Raw genomic sequence first — 21,502 nt, 5'->3', positions numbered from 1 at the left:
TCGAACAATGGGTTAAGCGCGATCTCGCCGGTCGGACCGGGACCTCTTCTCGAAACAACGCTGGAAGACTGGAAACGGGGCGCTTTGCGCCCAAAAGGAAGCCCGGCCATATCAGACCGGGCGCCCTGCGCGTTGCGGCGCAATATATGCAAAAACGGCCAAAAAACAATGTGTTCTTTGGCCGTTGGTTGACTGAATTTTGTCCGGGAATCCCCGGGGCTTAGGGCTGGTTCGGGGGATGGGCGGGGGCCTTGCGCCCCTTGATCGCCGCCCAGATCATGGCGACCCCGCCGATGCCGATGACTAGTCCCAAAAAGACCAGCGACGCGATGTCGGAGGGGATCTTGCCGTCCTCGACCACCGACATTCCGCCGAACAGCAGTGCGCAGAGGCCCGGCAGCAGCATGAAGATCCCGGCGATCGCCATCAGGGCGGTGAGGCAGCCGCCGCGCTGTTGCGGCGCCTGCGGAGGCACTGCCGGCGGGTTGGGGCTGGAATCGCTCATGATTTCTTTCTCGCGGCCGCAATCAGCAACACGCCGGCGAATGCCGCCAGTAGTGCAAGGACGAGGGGCGGGACGAATCGGCTATCGAGGTGGAACGACGAGTCGGCGACGAAAATCAAGGCGCAGATGCCCGGCAACAGCAGGATCACCCCGAAAATCACCATGAGCGCGGTGGCGCATCCGCTTCGGGGCGGTGGAGGTGACGGCGTCTCGCTCAACGAGGCATCTCCTCGCTCTGCCTGGCTTCTCGAAAGGTGTCGCCGGCCAGCGCGGCACGGATGCCGTCGATCTTCCCGTTGCGGTAGAACAGATTGTAGGTATCGAACGGAATGATCGCGCCTTGCTCCGTCACAAAATGGATGCAGCTGCGCTTGACGTTGCCGACGCAGAAATTGAAGCGGTCGAGAAACTGCACGATGGTGACGCGAAAGACGTTCTCGTAGGTGAGACCGTCCGGCACCTGAAAGCTCGGCAGGCAGCACAACAATTCGCAGACGCGCTCGGACGTGTTGAGAGGCCCTGAGGACAGCGAGAACAGGTCCAAGAACTTTTCCTGGAACTTTTCCCGCAGCATCGGATATTTTTCCGGGCTGATGGTGTTGGGCATCACCGCCACCAGCTGCTCCTGCGGGATCAGCGACGTCAGCGGCAGCACCTTCTCGCCGTTGCGCAGGCCATAGCCTATCGAGATGCTCTCGGGGTTGCAGGGCAGCGGGATCATGTCCTTGTCGCCGAACACGCCGGTCTCGACGACGCGCTTGCGGATCTCCGACAGCATGATGCGGTCGGTGTTCTTATCGAAATTCTCGTTGCGGCCGGCATCCTGGACCGGCTGCAGGGTCACGCCGCGCACGCATGTCCAGGTCAGTGCGTGGCGCACGATGTCGCCGATCTCGGCATCGTTGACGCCGCGCTTGATGGTCGCGACCAGCGTGGTCGAGATGCCGTAATGCTCGAGATTCTCCAGCGCCTGCTGGCGGATTTTTCGCAAGTCGGCGCCGCGGAGGTTGATCAGCGCATCGCGCTGCAGCGAATCGAACTGGAGATAGACCTCCAGCCCGCGCCTGTTCTCGGCAAGCCGCGCCACGAAATCCTTCTCGCGGGCGATGCGCAGGCCGTTGGTGTTGATCATGACATGGCGAATCGGGCGGGCGCGTACCGCGTCCAGGATCTCGAAGAAGTCAGGATGCAGCGTCGGCTCGCCGCCGGAAATCTGCACGAGATCGGGCTCGCCTTCGCTCGCAACCAGCGCGTCGAGCATCTTCTCGACCGTCGCGAGCGGGGTGAATTTCGTTCGTGCCGGCGAGGATTCGGCGAAGCAGACCGGGCAGGTGAGATTGCAGTGCTCGGTGATCTCGATCAGCGCCAGGCAGGAATGCTGCTCGTGGTCGGGACAGAGGCCGCAATCATAGGGGCAGCCGAATTGGGTGCGCTCCTGGAATTGCAGCGGCCGGTCGCCCGGCTTGATAAAATCCTTGCACAGCCGCCAATAGGCGGCATCCGTCGACACCAGCGTCGATTGCACGCCGTGCTCCCGGCAGCGCTTTTCGTACCAGACCTCGTTGTCCTGGATCTGGATCTTGGTCGGCACCAGCTTCAGGCAGGTCTCGCACAGGGATTGGGTCTGGCCCCAGAAGATGTAGGGACGCGACTTACGCAACGGCGCGTTCATGCAGGGGTCTCGCTTTGGGCGCCGTCGCCAGCATGAAAGCGGCGTAGAGCAGGATCGACAGCGACAACAGGTGAAACAGGGTCAGGGGCCCGACCAGCGTGCCATAGGGCTTGAGGAATTCCCATAGGAAGCGTTGCGCTCCGTAATAGGCGAGCACCAGGTAGAAACCATTGGTGATCGCAAACGCGTTCCGGTTCAAAACCGCCAGCACATAGACGAGCGCGAACAGAGCCATGGCCGCGCTCTCATAGAGCTGCACGGGATGGCGGCGAACCCCATCGCCGAAATCATGGCCGAAGGGCAGGGCCGTCGGCGTGCCGTAGGTGAAATCGTCGAGACCCGCGAGGTAACAGCCGACCCGGCCGATTGCGATGCCGAGCGCCAGCGGCAACGCGAACCGCGCGCCGGTTCGCACCGTGACGCCTGCGGACCATTTGTACAGCTCGATCGCCACGATGCCGCCGGCCAGCGCGCCCTCGACCGAGCGCGCAATGCCGCTTTGCCCTGACAGCCACAGATTGGCGGAGCCGAACAGATAGGCGCCAAGGCCTGCGCCAAACACCAGCGTGGCGACATAGGGCAGCGCGAAGGATTGCGCCGGAAACTGCAAGCCCCGTCGCGACAGCCAATAGACGGCGGCCGCCGCCGCCAGCCAGGCCAGGATGTCGAAGAGAGTGTGAAGGAAAGCCCCGCTCATGCGGGGGCAGTATAGCACGACCGCGGTTAGAACGGCGCGCCGCGCATTATCGCGCCACTAGGGAGAAGCAAGAAGCTACCCCGCCTCCCGCTCCTCGGTCGGATAAACCCCGCGCAGCACCTCCTCGAAATGCATCTTCACGGCATCGTTGCAGAGGCAGGCGCGCAGCCTCAGGCCGTCGCGGCTGCGGACCAGGATCGAGCCGCGCCTCGTGTCGAGCACGCCTTCGGCCTTGAACGACTGAAGCACGCGGCTGGCATAGGAGCGGCCCACCCCGAGCAGCGTCGCGAGCTGTTCATGGGTCAGCGGCACGCTGGTCTCGTCGCCGGTTCGCTCCATCGCAGCCAAAATCCATTTGGCGGTGCGCTGCTCGATCGAATGGATCGCGTTGCAGGCGGTCGACTGGAAGATCTGGGCCAGCATGCAGTCGGCATAGCGGGCGAAGACGTTGCGCAGTGACGCCGAGCGCAGCTTGGCCGCTTCCAGCTTGGCGACGTGAATGCGCGCAAAGGGCCCGCCGAATTTCACGCAGATCCGGGTATAGGCCGGCAGAAACCCCTCGCTGACGATGCCGCCGACCGCGCCTTCGCGGCCGACCAGAATGGTTTCGACGTCGCGGCCGTCCTCGTTGGGGACGAGGAAAGTCGCGAGCGACGGGCCGCAGGGGAAGTGGACGACCTGCACGTCATCGCCGGGATTGTAGAGCAAGTGGCCTGCTGCAGACTCCTCGACGATCACGTGCGATGCCAGGAGGCCGTAATCGACCTGGCTCAAGCGCCGCAGCAGATTGTTGGCCGGCCGGCTCTCGACCTCGGTGACCTTGCCGATACGCGCATCCATCCTGAACTCCTACCCTTCCTTTCACCTTAGCGAGTTCCATCCGTTTCCTGTGTGCACAAGTGGACAGACCAGAGAACGACGATGTGGTGAGTTTCGTTCCGGGAACCCTCCGATGCGCTGGGCGCAGGCATCGTGTCGCGGCAGTCCTGATCCAAAACCCCCAAACCAAGATGCGATCATGGCACCCGCACCCTCCAATGGCACAGGCTGGCCGGCCGATGTTCTGATCGTCGAGGACGATCCGATCATCGCGATCGATTTCGAGGATCGCCTGCTCGGATTTGGAGTATCCGCGGTGCGGACCGTGGGTTCGGTGACGCAGGCGCTGGACGCCATCGCGAAACGGACACCCGATTTCGCGCTGCTCGATGTCGAGCTGATCCGGGAGACGAGCTTTGCGATCGCCGAGCGGCTGATCGCGCTGAAGATTCCGTTCGTCTTCGTCACCGGCTACGGCGCCGAAGCGCGTATTCCGTCCGAATTGGCGGGCCGGCCGCGGCTGCAGAAGCCGTGCTCAAGCGAGGCGCTGGAAGCGGCGCTTCAGGCGCGCGCCGCCGATTAGCGGTCAGCTCTGCTTCGGATCGAGCGTAGTCGACCACAGCGCGACGTCGGCGCGGTCGCGCAGGGTCACCGTCATCTGGCCGGAGGCGCCGTCGATCTTGACGTGGCCGAAGAACTGCATGCCCGCTGACGGCGCCAGGTTCTGGCTGTCCTTGCCCGGCGCCTTGACGAAGCGCACCTCGGGGCCAAAGGTGTTGTCGAGCGCGTTCGGACCGAACGTGCCGGCATGCAGCGGGCCCGAGACGAATTCCCAGAACGGCTCGAACTCCTGGTATTGCGCCTTGTTCGGATCGTAATAGTGCGCGGCGGCGTAATGCACGTCTGCCGTCAGCCACACCGTGTTGCTGATCGGCGCCAACTTGATGAAGCGCAGGATGTCGGCGATCTCGAGCTCGCGGCCGCGCACGGGGCCGTCGCCCTGCGCAACGGCTTCCGAGCCGCCCTTTGGTGTGTCGGAGACGATCAGGCTGATCGGCATGTCGGACGCGATCACCTTCCAAGTCGCGCGCGAGTTCAGCAGGCCGCGCTTGAGCCAGGCAATCTGGTCCGGGCCGAGGAAATAGCTGGCAGGGCCATAGGCGGTTTCGAAATTGGCGCCGTTCGGTCCGCGATAGCTGCGCTCGTCGAGCACGAACACGTCGAGATGCGGGCCGTAGGAGATCTGGCGATAGACGCGGCCGGGCTCGGTGATGCTCTCCCGCAGCGGGTACATCTCGTGGAAGGCGCGGCCTGCGCGGGCCGCGAGCAGCGAGATGTCGCGCACCTTGTAGGCGGCCGGCAGCTCTTTCGAGAGCGACCAGTTGTTGGTGACCTCGTGGTCGTCCCACTGCACGAAGATCGGCACCTCGGCATTGAAGGCGCGGAGATTGTCGTCGGTGAAATTGTATTTGTGGGCCGCGCGGAACTCGTCCAGCGTCTCGGCGACCTTGGCCTTCTCCGGGATGGTGAGGTTCTTCCAGATCTTGCCGTCGGCGAGCTTCACCTCGGGTTGGATCGGGCCATCGGCATAGATCGTGTCACCCGAATGCAGGAAGAAGTCCGGCCGGTGCTTGCGCATGGTTGAAAAGGTGAACATGCCGCCGTCGTCGGGATTGATGCCCCAGCCCTGCCCTGCGACGTCGCCGCCCCAGACGAAGCTGACGTCGCGGCGGTCGGCGGGCGCGGTGCGGAAGCGGCCGGTCACCGGCTCGCCCTCGATCGCGCTGTGGGAGAGATCGCGAAAGCGGACGCGGTAAAAGATGTCCTGGCCGGCCGGACAATTTTCGACCAGCAGCTTCGCGGTGAAGTCGCTCTCGGGCAGCGCCGCGATCGGCGGCAGCGCGCGGGCATCCTTGAACGACTCGGTCGTCGCCACCTCGACCAGCATCTGCGATGGACGGTCGGCGCGCGCCCACACCACGCCGCCATGCACGGTGACGTCGCCCGATTGCACGCCGTGGGTGACCGCCGGCCGGTCGGCCGCGCGGGAAAGATATGGCATCGCCATCGTGCCGAGTGCACCCGCGCCGGTGGCGAGGAAGCGGCGGCGGGAGAACCTAATGCTCATGAAGATGGCTCCGGACCCGAGCTTGCAGGAAGGCCCGTCATTCCGGGGTTCGCGCGTTGCGCGCCCGGGATGACGGGGCAAGCTATATTGAGACAATGTGACGCAGCAATAACGCGCGCAAGCGCAGGCTCAGGCGTTGCCGGCGGCCCGGAATTGCGCGCCGGCGCGCTGCAGGTTCTGCGGCAGGCTCATCAGCAGGGCCTTGCGGTCGGCGACCGCCGAATGAAACTGGTCGAGTGCAATGTTGAAGGCGGTGAGCGCGCCTTCCTCGATCGCGCCGTGATCGTAACAGCGCAGCGTATCGCGCAGGATGTCGTCGGCTTCGGTCTGCATCTGGTCGAGCTCTTCGGTGGTCTCGCACTTGCGCGCCGCCGCGATCATGTCCAACAGCCGATCACGCAGATGGCTGTTGTTGTCGCGCTCGTCCTTCTTCAGATAACCCGCAAACCACGCGCCGATCGAGCCCATGGCGGACAGCGCCATCAAGCCCCACCAGATGTAATCGCTGTATTTGTCGAGGAAGGTCTTCTCCTCGCCGTCGACGAAGGCGGCCGCACCCGGATGCACCGGGATCACGGCGTCCTTGTCGGTATCGGGCGTTTCGATCTTTGCCGCCAGCGGGAATTCCGTCACCAATTGCTGCCGCACGGCGAACAGCTGGCGCGTGAACGCCGCGATGGTGGTCTCGGACACGCCTTTGCGCGCCACGATGTGATGCGAAAAGCTGATGGTCTTGACCTCGTCCTCGGGTCGAGCGGGCGAGCCGCCATAGGTGCCGGCAGGGATCTCCGAGGCTTCGTAGACCGGGTGGTTCTGTGCGATTGCGTCCGCCGAATCGATCTCGAGGAAGGTCGGCGTGCCCCCTTCCTTGATCGATGCCGCGATCGCGTCGGCCGTGATCTTGCTGTTGACCGGGCCGGCCGCGAGATAGACGTCGGCCTTCTGCGCCTTGATCGCGTCGGCAACCTCGTTCGCCGGGAATTGCACGATCTCGACCTTGGCGGAATCGACGCCGTATTGCTGCAGGATCACCTTGAGGAGGTTGACGTTGGCTTGGGTGCGGCCGACGACGCCGATGCGATGGCCGGCGAGCTGCGCGATCTTGGTGATCTTCGCGCCCTTCTTCTTGCCCTTGGCGGGCACGGACCACAGCACCACGACGTTCTTGCGCAGGGTCGCGACCGCCTGTGCGTTCTTCGGCACCTCGAGGTCGCCGCGCACGATGGCGAGGTCGACCTTGCCCTCCGCGAGCGCACTGGCGCTGGCGATGGCACTGTCGGTCTGGATCGGGCGCAGCCGCACCTGGCTCTTGTGTTGCGCGAAGCCTTGCGTCAGCGTCTGCACGACCTTGACGTCGTCGCTGTTGGCAGGGCCGACCGCGATCCTCAGCGTCACCGGTCGCATCGCGAAATAGTAGCCGCCGGCGAGCGCGCCGATGATCGCGAGCACCAGGGCCAGAGACACGAGGGCCGTCTTCCGCGCCGCGGATCGCGGCGAAGGCGGAGGGGGCGCTTCGGCCAGGTCCAATCCCCCGGTCATAGATCTCCCAAACAGGCGCTTCAGGCTCAGTTTCATCTTGGCCGGCGATTTACGCCCGCAATTGTAGCAAATTTCTTGTCCGGCGGGGTTACATCTCCGTCATGGTTAGCGGATCGAGGAAATCCCCGTGTGAACCCGGGCGTCAGCGGGGTGTTAGGGTAAAGTTCCCCTGAAGCACGGAGATGGTCATGTCAGAACGGCTCTCGGCAGAGGCACGCAGGCAGGCGCTGGGCGGACTACCCGGCTGGTCCGACGTCCAAGGCCGCGACGCCATCGGGAAAACCTTTGTCTTCAAGGATTTCAACGAGGCGTTCGGCTTCATGAGCCGCGCCGCGCTGGTCGCCGAGAAGATGGATCATCACCCCGAATGGCGTAACGTCTACAAGACCGTGGAGGTGGTGCTGTCGACCCATGATGCCGGCGGCGTCACGGCGCGCGATATCGAGCTCGCCAGGGCGATGAACACCATCGCCAAGTCGACGGCTTAGCTGACACCTAGCTGACATCTTGCAGCGTCCGGCCGCATCCCCATCTTGTGATCAGCAGGGCATGCGGCGATCCGCCGCCCCTTGCTGAACGGGGAGTTGAAGCATGGCTGCCGAGCACAGTGTTGGCTTCGAGCCGGCCGATCGGCTTGCGGAAGATCGCGAGAGCGTGCGCCGCCGCTTCTGGCGCAAGCTGAAGCGCGTCGCCGCGCGGCTTCCGTTCGCGGAGGATCTGCTTGCCGCCTATTACTGCGCGTTCGACCGGCAGACGCCGCGCCACGTCCAGGCCTCGCTGTTAGGCGCGATCGCCTATTTCATCCTGCCGTTCGACTTCGTCGCCGACGTCATGCCGATGCTCGGCTTCGCCGATGACGCCGCCGTGCTCGCCACCGCCATCCGCATGGTTGCCGGCCACATCACGAACGAGCACCGCGAAGCCGCCCGCGCCGCGCTGAAGCGCGGGGTGAGCGAGGCGGACGTGGAAGCGGCGTAGTCAAGGCGGATTCAACCACACGTTCCGCTGTCATGCCCCGGCTTGACCGGGGCATCCAGTACGCCGCGGCCTCTCGATCGATAACGACTGTCTCTGGAATACTGGATCGCCCGGTCAAGCCGGGCGATGACACTGAGCGTATGGCTGCTGCTGCCGCGAGCATCGTCATTGCGAGCGAAGCGAAGCAATCCAGACTCTTTTCGCGGAGGGATTCTGGATTGCTTCGTCGCTCCGCTCCTCGCAGCGACAACCGCTACTTCTTCTCCGCCCGCGCCTTCTCCGCGTCCCACGCCTGGAATTGCCTGAACAGCGTCTCCTTGTCCGCATCGGAGACCGTTGCGGCCGCAGGGCTCTGCTTCAAGAACGCCTCGAAGCGCTGGCGTGTCACCGGCTCGATGCCGTGCTTGTCGAGCCATTGCTGCGCCACCGGCAATCTGTTCCAGCCGGATAGCGGCGCCGCCAGCGAGACCTCCTTCCACTTGGGATGGAAGGGCGGGTTCTGCAGTGCAGTGAATTTCGTGAAGAACGCGTCCACGAACAGCGCGAGCTTGCGATAACGCTCGGTGTTGGGCGCCCAATTGTAGGCCGCGAGCACCGCGGGCACCGCGATCGTGTCGACGCTCTCACCCTCCTTGATGAGATTCGGGTAGTCCTTGGCGGTCAATGTTGCCGGCAGATAGTCGCTCTGCAGCGGCTTTGCATAGTCCACCTTCGCGAGATGGAAGCGGCCGTCATTGCCGAAGGTCGAGACCGACTTGTACGGCTTGCCGCCGACCACGATGACGGCATCGATCTGTCCGGCCTTCAGCTTCTCCATCGCGATGCGTTGCTCGACATAGACGAAGTTCGCCTTGATCCCGAGCCGCTCGAACACCGTCAGTGCGGTGACGAAGGTCCCGCCATTGGGCAGATCGACGCTGACTCTCTTCCCCTCGAGGTCCTTCAGTGTCGCGATCGATTTCGGCGCGATGACCTGCATCTCTTCATTGTAGAGCTTGGTCACGTAAGTGAACTGTTTCTTGATGTCCTTGGCGAAGCCCTTGCGCTCGAGATAGTCGAGCGTGTCTGCGCGCACGATGCCGAGATCGACGCCCTGCAGGAACAGGATGTCGGCGACGCTCTGCACCGAGCCGCGGCCGACGATCGGCAGCACGCGGATCTTGTTGCCGTCGTCGAGCACCGAGGCGAGGTCGGCGCCGAACTGCACATAGGTGCCGCCGATCGTACCCGTGATCAGCGTGACGGTGTTGGCATTCAGCGCCTGCTTGGTGGAGGTCGAGCCGAACTGGAAGATGGCCTTCAGGCTGTCCGAGACCTTGGCCGGATCGTATTCGGCCTGCGGCTCAGCACGTGCCGCGAAGGCACAGATCGTCACGATGGCGACAAGCGCCATTTTCAAAGCGTTATGCATGATGTCCTCTAAAAAGTACTAGTTTTGAAGCTGGGCGAGGCGCTGCCGCGCCTCCGTCGATCCGAGTACCGCGGCCTTCGCGTACCAGTCGCGCGCAGCTGTCGCATCGGCGGCGATGCGCCGCGCGTCGCTGGTGCCTAGCACGGCCGGATCATAGGTCTGCGCCAGCAGAAACGCCGCTGTCGCATCCTGGGCGTTGGCCGCGCGTTCGAGCAACAGGCGAGCTGCGACGATATCGCCGATCGTCAACAGGCTCTTCGCGCGCGTCATCAGCCCGGCCAGCGTGTCGGCGTCGAGCGTCTTCGCGGGCGCAGGCGGTGCAGGCGGTGGGGTCACCGGTGCGGGCTGAGGCACAGGCATCTGGGCTTGCAGCGCGGTCTGATAGGCGGTCGCAATCGCTTCGCGGCTCGGCGTTGACGGTGCAGGGAGATCCTGCGCGTCAGCGCTCGCCAGCCTTGCGTCGGTCACGCGCCCCGGATCCTTGCGCGGAGACTGAGGTGCGGCCGGCGCGATGGCCGAGGCCGCCGCCTGTTCCAGCGCGATGCCGGTGGAGCCAACGGCGGCGAAGATGCCGCGAAGGTCGGACTGAAACAGCGCGGCAAGAATTGCCAGGCTGGATGCTACCAGAACAGCCGCGAGAACATGCGAGACAATTCTGCGTCGGGAACGCAACTCCAGCGGGGCATATTCGTCCGGGTTTGGCGCACCGAGCGGATCGGACAGGAATAGTGGAATCGGATCGTCCGGGGACAGATCGATCCGTGCCGCGCGCGCACGGATGTAGGATGCGGTGGATGGATGTGATGCGGCTGGATCGGAATCGAAGGCTCTCGATTCCTTGGACGGGCGGTATGCCGTCGTCTCCATGGTGATGCTCCCCCTGAACTGACACAACGCGGGGCATACCGGTTTCAGTTTTTTTGTTGTTGTCCAGGAGCGCCCAGCAAACTGGAGCCGGTAAATCGCAATCTGAATCAGTCCAAAAAGCGACGGCGTTTGGAGCGAATCTGGAAAATTTTGGGTTTGATTCGGGCGAGGTTGTGGAATGCACCGCAGTTTTGCCAGCAGTGGTTGAGGAGACTTTACGATGGCCGAAGGCGCACTGCCAGCTCCGCTCCGCTGTCATTCCCGCGAAGGCGGGGAATCCAGTACGCTGTGGCCCATCGCTTCAACCACAACTATCTCGCAGTACGGGCCGCGATCGCCGGTCAAGGCCGGGCGATGAAAGTTGGGTATGTGGCGATGGCCTCGTGACGCCATTCGCCACTACATCCTCACGGATGCAGGATCACCTTGCCCATCGCCTGCCGGCCCGCGAGCACCTTCAGCGCATCCGCGGTCTGGGCCAGCGGAAAGGTGCGGTCGACATGCGATGAGATCTTGCCTTCCGCGGTCCACTTCACCAGTTTCTCGAGATTGGCGCGGTTCTTCGCCGGGTTGAGCCGCGTCCAGGCGCCCCAGAACACGCCGCGGATGTCGCAGCCCTTCAGCAGCCCGAGGTTCAGCGGCATCTTCGGGATGTCACCGGCGGCAAAGCCGATGACGAGGAAGCGGCCCTCCCACGCGATCGAGCGCAGCGCCTGCTCGGCATACGCACCACCCACCGGATCGAAGATGATGTCGACACCCTTGCCATTGGTGAGCTTGCGCAGGCCTTCCTTCAGATCTTCCTTGGCGTAGTTCAGCGTCAGCTCGGCGCCATGCGCTTTGGCGAATTCGAGCTTCTCGTCCGACGAGGCGCAGGCGATCACCTTCAAGCCCATCAGCTTGCCGAGCTCGCAGGCCGCAAGGCCGGTGCCGCCAGCTGCACCCAGCACGGCGAGCGTCTCGCCCGGCTTGGGGCTGGCGCGATCCTCCAGCGCATGCAGCGCGGTGCCGTAGATGATGATGATGCCGGCCGCGCGGTCGTAGTCGAGACTGTCGGGGATCTTCACGATCGATGCCGCCGGCAGCGCGATCTTCTCGCGCGCGCCATTGTGGCCGCAGGAGGCGACGACGCGGTCGCCGACCTTGAGGTCAGTGACGCCGGCGCCGATGCTCTCGATCACGCCGGCAACTTCCGCCGCCGGCGAGAACGGGAATGGCGGCTTGATCTGGTACTTGCCCTGGATCATCAGGATGTCGAAAAAATTCAGCGCCGCCGCCTTGATCGCGATCACGGCTTCGCCGGGCCCTGCCACCGGATCGGGCACCTCAGTCAGAACGAGTTCGTCGGGCTGGCAATATTGCGAGCAGAGGATGGCTTTCATGGCGGCACCTTGAGAGCGTTTCGAGTGGAATTATAGTTGGGTCGTTTCTGCCGGATTTACTGCGGCCGGACAATCCGGATTCTTTGTCTCGGACCACGCGACGGCCTAACCTCCCGTCATTGCGAGCGCAGCGAAGCAACCCAGAGTCCGTACCGCGGAAATAGTCCGGATTGCTTCCTACGCTCGCAATGACGAAATCCGCGGAGAAAGGATTCAAACGATGTTTGAAACAAGCCTGCTCGAGACCAAGCGCATCCTCGTCACCGGCGGCGGCTCGGGCCTGGGCGCCGCGATGGGCCGCCGCTTCCTCGCGCTGGGCGCCGAGCTCGTGATCTGCGGCCGCAAGCTCGATCGCCTCGAGGCAACGGCGCGCGAGATGCGCGAAGAGACCGGCGGCAGGGTCACCGCGATCGCCTGCGATATCCGCGACGGTGCGGCCGTCGACAACATGATGGATGCGATCTGGCGCGCGGCGCCGCTCGACATTCTCGTCAACAATGCCGCTGCCACCTTCATCGCACAAAGCGAGCATCTCTCCTTCCGCGCCGCGGATGCGATCCTGGCGCCGACGCTGCACGGCGCGATGTATTGCACGCTCGCCGCCGGCCGGCGCTGGATCGAGGCCAAGCATGCCGGCGTCGTGCTGTCGATCCTCTCGACCTCCACCATCACCGGCCGCGCCTTCACGGTTCCCTCGGCAATGGCGAAGTCGGCGCTGCTGGCGATGACCAGGAGCCTTGCGGTGGAATGGGGCCCGAAGGACATCCGCACCGTCGCGATCGCGCCGGGCCCGTTTCCGACCGCAGGGGCCACCGGGCAGCTCCGTCCCGAAGGCCGCGACGAGGGCTGGTCCTCGCGCAACCCGCTTGGGCGCACCGGCGAGCACAGCGAGCTGGCCGATCTCGCCAGCTTCCTGGTCTCGGACCGCGCCGCCTACATCAATGGCGAGATGGTAGTGATCGACGGCGGCGCGCATTTGCGCAGTTCCGGTGCCGAGGATCTGCTCGGCTGGACCGAGGCGCAATGGGCCGCTCAACGCGCCGCCAGATCCAAGGCGTAACCGCCGCCGATACCGCTAACTGCCTTCCCAAATTGGACTTTCCCGGCTATCCCTGGCCGGGGACAACGCGCGCTCGGGCCATCTTCCAGTCACAATATTGAGGGAACCACTGCGGCATGTGGCGGGTGCTGATTTTAGCTTTGACGACTGGCGTGGCGGCCGGGGGAATCGCCGTTTCTGCGCGGGCGCAGACGGCGCAACCGGCGCCCAAGTCCGGTTCTGCTCCAAAAGAGGCGACCCCCAAGCCGGCTGCGCCGCCGGCCAACACCAACGCAAAGGCGACCCCGAAGCCCGAGAGCAAGCCGGCGGCCCCGGCTGCGGCAGTTGCGGGGGGCGCGGAGCCGACCCTGATCGGGCAGTTCGGCACCTGGGGCGCCTATTCGGCGACGCCGAACGGCAAGAAGGTCTGCTTCGCGCTGGCCAAGCCGTCGTCGTCGAAAACCAACCCGCCGAACCGGCCGCGCGATCCGGCCTATGCCTTCGTCTCGACCCGGCCGGCCGAGAAGGTCAACAACGAAGTCTCGGTCATGATCGGCTATGCGCTGAAGCCCGGCTCGGAATCGACCGTCGAGGTCGGCGGCGCCTCCTTCGCCATGTACACGCAGGGCGACGGGCTCTGGATCAAGAACGCGGCCGAGGAGGAGCGGATGGTCGAAGCCATGCGCAAATCCGCCGATCTCGTCGTCAAGGGCGTCTCGGCCAAGGGCACCGAGACGACCGACACGTTTTCGCTGAAGGGCCTCGCCCAGGCGCTCGACAAGATCGCGCAGGACTGCCGGCGTTAAGTCTGCTGGCGATAAGGTCGCAATCGGCGGTTCCGGTTGCTATATAGGGGTATCCCAAAGGTGCTGCCGTCATGGCCGGGCTTGTCCCGGCCATCCACGCGCTGGTTCCGGCGGGGAGAACGTGGATGCCCGGGACAAGCCCGGGCATGACGAGACAGCAGCAATCTCAGGCAATCGATGACCGAGCCGCACAACGCCATCCTGGTGGAGAAGACTCCGCTCGAAACCTATGTGCCGCCGGCCAAGCCGTCGCTGATCGGCCTGTCGCGCACCGAGCTTGCCGATCGCCTCGGCGAGATCGGCGTCGCACCGGCCCAGCGCAAGATGCGGGTGCAGCAGCTGTGGCACTGGATCTATTTCCGCGGCGCCCAGAGCTTCGATGACATGACCTCGATCTCGAAGGGCATCCGCGCCGATCTCGCCCAGCATTTCACCGTGGACCGGCCCGAGGTGGTGGCCGAGCAGATCTCCAACGACGGCACCCGCAAATGGCTGTTGCGCCTGCCGAGCGGCGACAATGTTCAGAAGGCGCATGAAGTCGAATGCGTCTACATCCCCGAGACCGACCGCGGCACGCTGTGCGTCTCCTCGCAGGTGGGGTGCACGCTGAACTGCGCCTTCTGCCACACCGGCACGCAGCGCCTGGTGCGCAACCTCACCGCCGGCGAGATCGTAGGCCAGGTGATTGTCGCGCGCGATCGCCTCAACGACTGGGCCGATCGCGAGGACGGCACCCGCCGCGTCACCAACATTGTGATGATGGGCATGGGCGAGCCGCTCTACAATTTCGACGCGGTGCGCGATGCGCTCCTGATCGTCGGCGACAACGAAGGCATCGGCATCTCCCGCCGCCGCATCACGCTGTCGACCTCGGGCGTGGTGCCGAACATCGTGCGCGCCGGCGAGGAGATCGGCGTCATGCTCGCGATCTCGCTGCACGCGGTGCGCGACGAGCTGCGCAACGAGCTGGTGCTGCTCAACCGCAAATATCCGATCAAGGAGCTGCTGCAGGCCTGCCGCGACTATCCCGGCGCCTCCAACGCGCGCCGCATCACCTTCGAATATGTCATGCTCAAGGGCGTCAACGATTCGCTCGACGATGCCAAGCTGCTGGTGAAGATGCTCAAGGGCATTCCGGCCAAGATCAACCTGATCCCGTTCAATCCCTGGCCCGGCACCGCCTATGAATGCTCGGACTGGGACCAGATCGAAAGGTTCTCCGAATACATCTTCAACGCCGGCTATTCCTCGCCGGTGCGCACCCCGCGCGGCCGCGACATCCTCGCCGCCTGCGGCCAGCTCAAGTCGGAGACCGAAAAGCTCTCGGCGCGCGAACGCCAGGCGCTGCGCGCCATGGCGATGACGGATTAAGTTGTTCATGCCGTCGTTCTCGCATTCCTGTCATTGCGAGCGCAGCGAAGCAATCCAGAATATCTCCGCGGCGGCAGTCTGGATTGCTTCGTCGCTGCGCTCCTCGCAATGACGACTGAGTTGGCATCTTCGTCATGTCCCTGATCGGCCGCCTCGTCGTCATCTTCATTGGCTTTCTCGCCGCCTGTTTCGTCGGCGGCATGATCGTCGTCGTCGCGCTGCTGTTTCCGGAATTCGCCGATCTCGGCGCCGGTCCGGTCGATCAGGGCACGATCGACATCCTGCTCGGCTTCGGCTTCATCTTCGTCTCGGGCTTCGCGCTGGTGCCGGCGGCGGTGATCGTCGCGATCACCGAAGCGCTCTACATCCGCAGTGCGATCGCCTATGCCGTCGGCGGGGGCCTCGTCGGGCTGGCCTGCTATCTCGGTCTTGTTCCCTTCCACGCCGACACGCTGCAGTTCGAGGGCATCGTGCGGCGTCACCTGGAAATCATGACCGGCGCCGGCATCGTTGCCGGCGTGGTCTACTGGCTGATCGCCGGCCGCAATGCCGGAGCCTGGCGCATCCCGCCGCCCCCGCGCAAACCGCCGCCGCCATTGCCGTCGAATTCAAGGCCGGATTGAGACGCCGTCATTGCGAGGAGCGAAGCGACGAAGCAATCCAGGATCCCTCTGCGGAAAGATTCTGGATTGCTTCGCTTCCGCCTTCGCTCTTCGAGCTACGGCGGACAAGTCGCTCGCAATGACGGATTCCGGGGTTTCCATCCCCGCCCCACTCCGCTAAACCGCGCGCCATGAACCGGACTGGACTCTTCATTGCCCTGGCGCTGTGGCTCGTGATCGGCGTCGCCTTCGGCCTCTATCCCGAGCTCGACCTCAAGCTCGCTTCGCTGTTCTTCGACCCCGAGACCAGGACGTTTCCGCTCAAGCTGAACGAGTGGGCCGGCTTTGCGCGCGATGCGGCGATGTGGATCGCCTGGGCGTTCGCCCTTCCCTCGATCGTCGCGCTCGTGGTCAAGATGATCCGGCCCGACCGTCCGCTGATGGTGCCGGGGCGCACGATCATCTTCCTGCTGGTGACGCTGATCATGTCGGCCGGCATTTTGACCAACCTGACGTTCAAGACTTATTGGGGCCGCCCGCGCCCGGTGGTGGTGACCGAGTTCGCGGGCGACCAGCAATTCGTGCCGTGGTGGGATCCGCGCGGCGGCTGCGGGCGCAATTGCTCGTTCTTCTCCGGCGAAGGGGCAACGGCATTCTGGACGCTGGCGCCGGCCGCGCTGGCGCCGCCGGCGTGGCGGCCGCTCGCCTATGCCGCCGCCGTGGTGTTCGGTGCCGTCACCAGCACCCTGCGCATGGCCTTCGGCGGACACTTCTTTACCGATGTCTCGATCGCCGGCCTCGTCACCTTCGTCGTGATCTGGTTCGCCTACGCGCTGATCTACCGCTGGCCGCGGACGCGGTTCTCGGACGAGGCGGTGGATGCCGCCCTGACCCGGCTGAACATGCCCGCCTACCGGCTCCGCCAGCGCCTGTTCGGCCGCAAGACCGGCCCCGAACCCTCGGTTTGAGCCATTAAAGGGGTGCCGAGCCCCGCGAAATTTGATATTCGCGCGGTCAAACCCATCCGTCACGTCAGCTTGAGACCCGATTGGAAGCCCCATGACCACGATCCTGAAAAGCCTGCCCAAGGGTGAGAAAGTCGGCATCGCTTTTTCGGGCGGCCTCGACACCTCTGCGGCGCTGCTCTGGATGAAGCAGAAGGGCGCGCGCTGCTACGCCTACACCGCCAATCTCGGCCAGCCGGATGAAGCCGACTACAACGAGATCCCGCGCAAGGCGATGGAGTTCGGCGCCGAGAACGCGCGCCTGGTTGATTGCCGCACGCAGCTCGTCCACGAGGGCATCGCCGCGATCCAGTCCGGCGCCTTCCATATCTCGACCGGCGGCATCACCTATTTCAACACCACGCCGCTCGGCCGCGCCGTGACCGGCACGATGCTGGTCGCGGCCATGAAGGAGGACGGCGTCAACATCTGGGGCGACGGATCGACCTTCAAGGGCAACGACATCGAGCGCTTCTATCGCTACGGCCTGCTCACCAATCCCGGCCTGAAGATCTACAAGCCCTGGCTCGACCAGCAGTTCATCGACGAGCTCGGCGGCCGCGCGGAGATGTCGGCATTCATGACCGCGCAGGGCTTCGCCTACAAGATGAGCGCAGAGAAGGCGTATTCGACCGACAGCAATCTGCTCGGCGCCACGCACGAGGCCAAGGATCTCGAAAGCCTCGACAGTGGCATCAAGATCGTCAACCCGATCATGGGCGTGCCGTTCTGGCGCGACGATTGCGCCGTCAAGGCCGAGAAGGTCGTGGTGCGCTTCGAGGAAGGTCAGCCGACCGCGCTGAATGGCCAGACCTTCTCCGATCCGGTCGCGCTGTTCCTCGAAGCCAACGCGATCGGCGGCCGTCACGGCCTCGGCATGAGCGACCAGATCGAGAACCGCATCATCGAGGCCAAGAGCCGCGGCATCTATGAGGCGCCCGGCATGGCGCTGCTGCACATCGCCTATGAGCGCCTCGTCACCGGCATCCACAACGAGGACACGATCGAGCAGTACCGCATCAGCGGCATGCGCCTGGGGCGCCTGCTCTATCAGGGCCGCTGGTTCGATTCGCAGGCCCTGATGCTGCGCGAAACCGCGCAGCGCTGGGTCGCCCGCGCCGTCACCGGCGAGGTGACGCTGGAGCTGCGCCGCGGCAACGATTATTCGATCCTCAACACCGAGAGCCCCAACCTCACCTATGCGCCGGAGCGGCTCAGCATGGAGAAGGTCGAGGACGCCGCCTTCACGCCGGCCGACCGCATCGGCCAGCTCACCATGCGCAACCTCGACATCGCCGACACCCGCACCAAGCTCGGTCTCTATTCGAAGACCGGCCTGTTGTCGGGCACGGAAGGCTCGCAGATATTCCGGCTCGAGAGCGACAAGGGCTGACGCTCTCGTAGCCCGGATTTCGCTTCCGATCGATCCGGGCTACGGGCTTAATGACGGTGTCATGCTCGATCGCTAGGTTCCTGTGTCCATCGGAACGGAATTGCGGAGCATCAAACATGGTCAAGAGGTCGGCACTCGCCTCTCTCATCGTCCTTTGTTGGACATCGTCGCTACAGGCGCAGACGGTCTATCCGATCGATCGTGCCGAGATCCTCGCTGGAGCCAAATTCGACTTCAAGGTCGAGCTTCCCGGTCTGGTCGATCCCGCCAAGTTGAAGGTGACGGTGAACGGTGCCGATTATGCGGCCGCGTTCGGCCGTTCCGGGAGCTTCATCGAGCGCGAGGACGGCAAGCAGCAGTCGGCGCTGATCCTGCGCGACGTCACGCTGACCAAGCCCGGCAGCATCGTGGTGGACGTGAGCGACGGCACCCGCCAGCGCAGCGTCACATGGAATGTTTACGACACCGGCCCGCGCAAGGCGAAGAACGTCATCCTGTTCATCGGCGATGGCATGTCGCCGGCGCATCGGGTTGCCGCGCGAATCCTGTCCAAGGGTATTTCGGAAGGCAAGAGCCGCGGCAAGCTCGCCATCGACGACATGCCGCATATGGCGCTGGTGGCAACCGCCGGCTCGGACTCGATCATCACGGATTCCGCGAACTCGGCCAGCGCCTATGCGACCGGGCACAAGAGCGCCGTCAATGCCCTCGGCGTCTATGCCGACCGCAGCGCAAGCCCGCTCGACGATCCCAAGGTCGAAACCATCACGAGCCTCGCCAAGAGGCAGCTCGGCATGGCGATCGGTATCGTCACCAATACCGAGATCGAAGACGCGACGCCGGCGGCGATGGTTGCGCACACCCGCCGGCGCGCCGCCTATGACGAGATCGTCGAGCAGTTCTTCGCGGCGAAGCCGGATGTGCTGTTGGGCGGCGGCAGCGCGAATTTCCTGCCGAAGTCGGCGATAGGCTCGAAACGCAAGGACGAGACCGACTACATCGCGAAGTTTCGCGACGCCGGCTATCAGGTGGCGACCACCGCCAGCGAGCTCAGCACCTCCGCCGCAAAACAGGACACGAGCAAGCTGCTCGGCCTGTTCGCCACCGGCAACATGGACGGTGTGCTCGACCGCAAATTCCTCAAGGGCGGCGGCGTGAAGAAATTTCCCGAGCAGCCTGACCTGACCGAGCAGGTGCAGGCGGCGCTGAACATCCTCGCCAAGAACGAGGGCGGCTTCTTCCTGATGGTCGAGTCCGGACTGATCGACAAATATGCGCATGTCCTCGACATGGAGCGCGCAGTCTACGACACGATCATGCTCGACAACGCGGTGCATCATACGCGCGAATGGGCACGCGCACGCGGCGGCGACACCCTGATCCTGGTGCTGGCGGATCACAATCATCCCAATAGTCTGGTCGGCACGATCAATGACGACATGGGCACGACGCCCAACGTGCCCTTGCGCGAGCGCGTCGGCGTCTATGAGCAGGCCGGATTTCCCAACTATCCGGCGCCGGATGCGGAAGGTTATCCGTCACGCGTCGACGTGAGCCGGCGGCTCGCCATCTTCTCGGCGAGCCTGCCCGATCATTACGAGACGTTCCGTCCGAAGCTCGACAATCCCAACGAGCCGACCGTCAAGGCCGGCGATGACGGCACCTACAAGGCCAACGACAAATACAAGGAGGTCCCGGGCGCGGTGCTGCGCCCCGGCAATCTGTCGGCGCTGGTCGGCGCCAGCGTGCATTCGGGCGAGGATGTCATTCTGACCGCGACCGGACCGGGCAGCGAGCGTGTGCACGGCTCGATGGACAACACCGAAGTGTTCCGTGTGATGGTCGACGCGCTCGGGCTTGCCGCCGGACAGTAGCGGCTACACGTCGTCAATTGAGACGACGGCGGCTCGTTCACCTCTCCCGCTTGCGGGAGAGGTCGGCGCGAAGCGCCGGGTGAGGGTTCTCTACTCTTGTGGAAACACCCTCTCCCCAACCCTCTCCCGCAAGCGGGAGAGGGAGCGCACCGCCGTCGTGGCGGCGATCAAGCCTCATCTCATCCCGCTCAAAACAAAATGGCCGGGATCGCTCCCGGCCATTTCGCCATTTGTACGTCGCCTCAGCGCGGCGGTGCGGTGCCGGGCGGGGGCGGCGGCAGCGAAGCCTGGCCGCCGTTGAGCAACGGCGTGATGTTGCGGATGGTGACCCGCCGGTTGATCACGCTCGGCCCTTGCGTCTGCTCCTTCAGATATTGCTCGCCATAGCCTTGCGACGTCAGGTTCTCGGCCGGCACACCGAACTGCTGCGTCAGCAATTCGGCCGCGGCCTGCGCACGGCGGTCCGACAATGAGAGATTGTCAACCTCGTTGCCGACCGCGTCGGTATGTCCCTCGATCAGGAAGACCTCGCGCGGATTGCGCTGGATCGCCTGGTTGAGACCGTCCGCGATCGTCTGCAGCCGGGCCGCCTGGTCCGGCGGGATGGTCCACGATCCCGTTTCGAAGACGATCGTGTTGACGTCGATGCTCGGCATCTGCATGCGAACATTGGGGCTGTAGCGGATCTCGTCGAGCGAGTAACGCCGATCGATCCGCTGCACAGGCGGTGCCACCATGGTCTGGTAGATGACATCAGGTGACGCTTCCTGGGCGTCGACGATGTAGCGGTCGTAAGGGATGTTCACGACTGGCGGCGGCACGTCGACATAGAAGCCGCCGACCGCCCGTGGATCGCGGTAGGTGTTGTCGATGATGATGAGTTCGTGCCCACGGGGATCCCTGCGGATGCGCCGCATCAGCCGACCGTCGGCGCCGACGACGGTGATGATTTCGCTGCCGTCAGGACGAACGACGACCGTGCGGGTTTCACCGCCGACCGTGTCCGTGCGGATGTCGCGCGCGCCGTAACGGAAACGATAGAGGTCGTTGCCGCGGACATAGGCCTGCCCGCCCGGATCGCGGATGATGATGCGATCCGGCTCGGTGTAGACGGTGCGGCCGCCCTCGATGGTCTCGCGTCGCTGACTGTGCATGTCAGCGATGGTCGCGCCGATCACGGCGCCGGCCACCACGCCCGCACCGACCGCGAGCGGGGTCAGGTCACGCTGTGGCGGACGCGGGGCCGGCGGCAACGGCGCTGAGACCGTCGGCGCAGCCCGGAAGGCCGGTGCGACCGTCGGCGGCCTGTATTGCGCCCTGTCGGGTGGCGGCGCTGCGGCCGCCGAGCCGGGGACCACCGTCGGCGCCGCGGCACCGGGCGGAGGAGCTGCTGGCCGCGGCAGGCTGCCGGCCTG

21 protein-coding genes are annotated in these 21,502 nt (G+C 64.6%); 10 read left to right on the top strand and 11 right to left on the bottom strand.

From position 1 onward, the window contains the following. Positions 1-220: 220 nt before the first annotated feature. The 5 genes from XI05_RS34040 to XI05_RS34020 form a co-directional block, all read right to left on the bottom strand. Positions 221-505, bottom strand: a complete 285-nt coding sequence (locus tag XI05_RS34040; RefSeq protein ID WP_271510114.1) for a hypothetical protein — start codon at positions 503-505, stop codon at positions 221-223. Next, entirely contained in the window at positions 502-723 is a 222-nt protein-coding gene (locus tag XI05_RS34035; protein ID WP_271510570.1) for a hypothetical protein, read from the bottom strand. Before XI05_RS34035 ends, XI05_RS34040 begins: the two co-directional genes overlap by 4 nt. Continuing rightward, the gene (locus XI05_RS34030) at positions 720-2,177 is read right to left on the bottom strand and encodes a radical SAM protein (protein ID WP_271510112.1); all 1,458 of its coding nucleotides are present in this window, start codon (positions 2,175-2,177) and stop codon (positions 720-722) included. Before XI05_RS34030 ends, XI05_RS34035 begins: the two co-directional genes overlap by 4 nt. Next, entirely contained in the window at positions 2,158-2,874 is a 717-nt protein-coding gene (locus XI05_RS34025; RefSeq protein WP_271510109.1) for a prolipoprotein diacylglyceryl transferase family protein, read from the bottom strand. The genes XI05_RS34030 and XI05_RS34025 overlap by 20 nt, the downstream gene beginning before the upstream one ends. Positions 2,875-2,949: 75 nt before the next feature. Next, positions 2,950-3,714, bottom strand: a complete 765-nt coding sequence (locus XI05_RS34020; protein WP_271510107.1) for a Crp/Fnr family transcriptional regulator — start codon at positions 3,712-3,714, stop codon at positions 2,950-2,952. Between the two features lie 178 nt (positions 3,715-3,892). Between XI05_RS34020 and XI05_RS34015 the strand changes: the two genes are divergently transcribed. Next, a complete protein-coding gene (locus XI05_RS34015; protein WP_260381415.1) occupies positions 3,893-4,276 on the top strand; it encodes a response regulator in 384 nt (127 codons plus the stop codon). A 3-nt stretch (positions 4,277-4,279) separates the two neighbouring features. On the opposite strand, the gene XI05_RS34010 is transcribed toward XI05_RS34015, so the two are convergent. Both XI05_RS34010 and XI05_RS34005 read right to left on the bottom strand, forming a co-directional pair. Beyond that, on the bottom strand, positions 4,280-5,821 hold the full coding sequence (locus XI05_RS34010; RefSeq protein WP_271510105.1) for an alkaline phosphatase D family protein: 1,542 nt from the start codon (positions 5,819-5,821) through the stop codon (positions 4,280-4,282). Between the two features lie 129 nt (positions 5,822-5,950). Further along, a complete protein-coding gene (locus tag XI05_RS34005; protein ID WP_271510103.1) occupies positions 5,951-7,396 on the bottom strand; it encodes a TAXI family TRAP transporter solute-binding subunit in 1,446 nt (481 codons plus the stop codon). 152 nt (positions 7,397-7,548) lie between these two features. Here XI05_RS34005 and XI05_RS34000 point away from each other — a divergent pair, with 152 nt between their 5' ends. Further along, positions 7,549-7,848 carry a 4a-hydroxytetrahydrobiopterin dehydratase gene (locus XI05_RS34000; protein ID WP_271510101.1) on the top strand — a complete coding sequence of 100 codons (300 nt, stop codon included), beginning with the start codon at positions 7,549-7,551 and terminating at the stop codon, positions 7,846-7,848. Positions 7,849-7,951: 103 nt separating this feature from the next. Further along, positions 7,952-8,338 carry a YkvA family protein gene (locus XI05_RS33995; RefSeq protein WP_271510099.1) on the top strand — a complete coding sequence of 129 codons (387 nt, stop codon included), beginning with the start codon at positions 7,952-7,954 and terminating at the stop codon, positions 8,336-8,338. A gap of 253 nt (positions 8,339-8,591) precedes the next feature. Here the strand turns inward: XI05_RS33995 and XI05_RS33990 are convergent, their stop codons facing one another. The 3 genes from XI05_RS33990 to XI05_RS33980 form a co-directional block, all read right to left on the bottom strand. Continuing rightward, a complete protein-coding gene (locus XI05_RS33990) occupies positions 8,592-9,749 on the bottom strand; it encodes a TAXI family TRAP transporter solute-binding subunit (RefSeq protein ID WP_271510097.1) in 1,158 nt (385 codons plus the stop codon). Positions 9,750-9,767: 18 nt separating this feature from the next. Beyond that, positions 9,768-10,616 carry a hypothetical protein gene (locus XI05_RS33985; protein WP_271510095.1) on the bottom strand — a complete coding sequence of 283 codons (849 nt, stop codon included), beginning with the start codon at positions 10,614-10,616 and terminating at the stop codon, positions 9,768-9,770. Between the two features lie 407 nt (positions 10,617-11,023). Then, positions 11,024-11,998, bottom strand: coding sequence for an NADPH:quinone oxidoreductase family protein (locus tag XI05_RS33980; protein WP_271510093.1), 975 nt, complete (start codon positions 11,996-11,998; stop codon positions 11,024-11,026). Positions 11,999-12,218: 220 nt separating this feature from the next. Between XI05_RS33980 and XI05_RS33975 the strand changes: the two genes are divergently transcribed. From XI05_RS33975 to XI05_RS33945, 7 genes are all read left to right on the top strand, one after another. After that, entirely contained in the window at positions 12,219-13,058 is an 840-nt protein-coding gene (locus XI05_RS33975) for an SDR family oxidoreductase (protein ID WP_271510092.1), read from the top strand. 116 nt (positions 13,059-13,174) lie between these two features. Beyond that, on the top strand, positions 13,175-13,843 hold the full coding sequence (locus XI05_RS33970) for an invasion associated locus B family protein (RefSeq protein ID WP_172789504.1): 669 nt from the start codon (positions 13,175-13,177) through the stop codon (positions 13,841-13,843). 177 nt (positions 13,844-14,020) lie between these two features. Then, entirely contained in the window at positions 14,021-15,214 is a 1,194-nt protein-coding gene (gene rlmN / locus XI05_RS33965) for a 23S rRNA (adenine(2503)-C(2))-methyltransferase RlmN (protein WP_271510090.1), read from the top strand. Positions 15,215-15,348: 134 nt separating this feature from the next. Next, positions 15,349-15,837: a hypothetical protein gene (locus tag XI05_RS33960; RefSeq protein WP_271510088.1), complete on the top strand. Its 489-nt coding sequence runs from the start codon at positions 15,349-15,351 to the stop codon at positions 15,835-15,837. Between the two features lie 170 nt (positions 15,838-16,007). Further along, on the top strand, positions 16,008-16,784 hold the full coding sequence (locus tag XI05_RS33955; RefSeq protein WP_271510087.1) for a phosphatase PAP2 family protein: 777 nt from the start codon (positions 16,008-16,010) through the stop codon (positions 16,782-16,784). A 91-nt stretch (positions 16,785-16,875) separates the two neighbouring features. Further along, positions 16,876-18,213 (top strand): argininosuccinate synthase, encoded by a 1,338-nt coding sequence (gene argG / locus XI05_RS33950; protein ID WP_172789500.1) that lies wholly within the window; start codon positions 16,876-16,878, stop codon positions 18,211-18,213. Positions 18,214-18,329: 116 nt separating this feature from the next. Further along, positions 18,330-20,087, top strand: a complete 1,758-nt coding sequence (locus tag XI05_RS33945; RefSeq protein WP_271510085.1) for an alkaline phosphatase — start codon at positions 18,330-18,332, stop codon at positions 20,085-20,087. A gap of 242 nt (positions 20,088-20,329) precedes the next feature. Here XI05_RS33945 and XI05_RS33940 read toward each other — a convergent pair. Beyond that, a partial coding sequence (locus tag XI05_RS33940) for an OmpA family protein (RefSeq protein WP_271510083.1) occupies positions 20,330-21,502 on the bottom strand: 1,173 nt, incomplete at its 5' end.

The organism is Bradyrhizobium sp. CCBAU 11357, assembly GCF_028128865.1.
Taxonomy (GTDB): Bacteria; Pseudomonadota; Alphaproteobacteria; order Rhizobiales; family Xanthobacteraceae; genus Bradyrhizobium.
The sequence above is the reverse complement of the archived record's forward strand: the minus strand, read 5'-3'. Positions and strand labels throughout refer to the sequence as shown.

Coding starts and splice junctions, on each gene's coding strand:
- XI05_RS34040 (WP_271510114.1), bottom strand. CDS start 505: ATGAGCGATTCCAGCCCCAACCCGCCGGCAGTGCCTCCGCAGGCGCCG.
- XI05_RS34030 (WP_271510112.1), bottom strand. CDS start 2,177: ATGAACGCGCCGTTGCGTAAGTCGCGTCCCTACATCTTCTGGGGCCAG.
- XI05_RS34025 (WP_271510109.1), bottom strand. CDS start 2,874: ATGAGCGGGGCTTTCCTTCACACTCTCTTCGACATCCTGGCCTGGCTG.
- XI05_RS34020 (WP_271510107.1), bottom strand. CDS start 3,714: ATGGATGCGCGTATCGGCAAGGTCACCGAGGTCGAGAGCCGGCCGGCC.
- XI05_RS34015 (WP_260381415.1), top strand. CDS start 3,893: ATGGCACCCGCACCCTCCAATGGCACAGGCTGGCCGGCCGATGTTCTG.
- XI05_RS34010 (WP_271510105.1), bottom strand. CDS start 5,821: ATGAGCATTAGGTTCTCCCGCCGCCGCTTCCTCGCCACCGGCGCGGGT.
- XI05_RS34005 (WP_271510103.1), bottom strand. CDS start 7,396: ATGAAACTGAGCCTGAAGCGCCTGTTTGGGAGATCTATGACCGGGGGA.
- XI05_RS34000 (WP_271510101.1), top strand. CDS start 7,549: ATGTCAGAACGGCTCTCGGCAGAGGCACGCAGGCAGGCGCTGGGCGGA.
- XI05_RS33995 (WP_271510099.1), top strand. CDS start 7,952: ATGGCTGCCGAGCACAGTGTTGGCTTCGAGCCGGCCGATCGGCTTGCG.
- XI05_RS33990 (WP_271510097.1), bottom strand. CDS start 9,749: ATGCATAACGCTTTGAAAATGGCGCTTGTCGCCATCGTGACGATCTGT.
- XI05_RS33985 (WP_271510095.1), bottom strand. CDS start 10,616: ATGGAGACGACGGCATACCGCCCGTCCAAGGAATCGAGAGCCTTCGAT.
- XI05_RS33980 (WP_271510093.1), bottom strand. CDS start 11,998: ATGAAAGCCATCCTCTGCTCGCAATATTGCCAGCCCGACGAACTCGTT.
- XI05_RS33975 (WP_271510092.1), top strand. CDS start 12,219: ATGTTTGAAACAAGCCTGCTCGAGACCAAGCGCATCCTCGTCACCGGC.
- XI05_RS33970 (WP_172789504.1), top strand. CDS start 13,175: ATGTGGCGGGTGCTGATTTTAGCTTTGACGACTGGCGTGGCGGCCGGG.
- rlmN (WP_271510090.1), top strand. CDS start 14,021: ATGACCGAGCCGCACAACGCCATCCTGGTGGAGAAGACTCCGCTCGAA.
- XI05_RS33960 (WP_271510088.1), top strand. CDS start 15,349: ATGTCCCTGATCGGCCGCCTCGTCGTCATCTTCATTGGCTTTCTCGCC.
- XI05_RS33955 (WP_271510087.1), top strand. CDS start 16,008: ATGAACCGGACTGGACTCTTCATTGCCCTGGCGCTGTGGCTCGTGATC.
- argG (WP_172789500.1), top strand. CDS start 16,876: ATGACCACGATCCTGAAAAGCCTGCCCAAGGGTGAGAAAGTCGGCATC.
- XI05_RS33945 (WP_271510085.1), top strand. CDS start 18,330: ATGGTCAAGAGGTCGGCACTCGCCTCTCTCATCGTCCTTTGTTGGACA.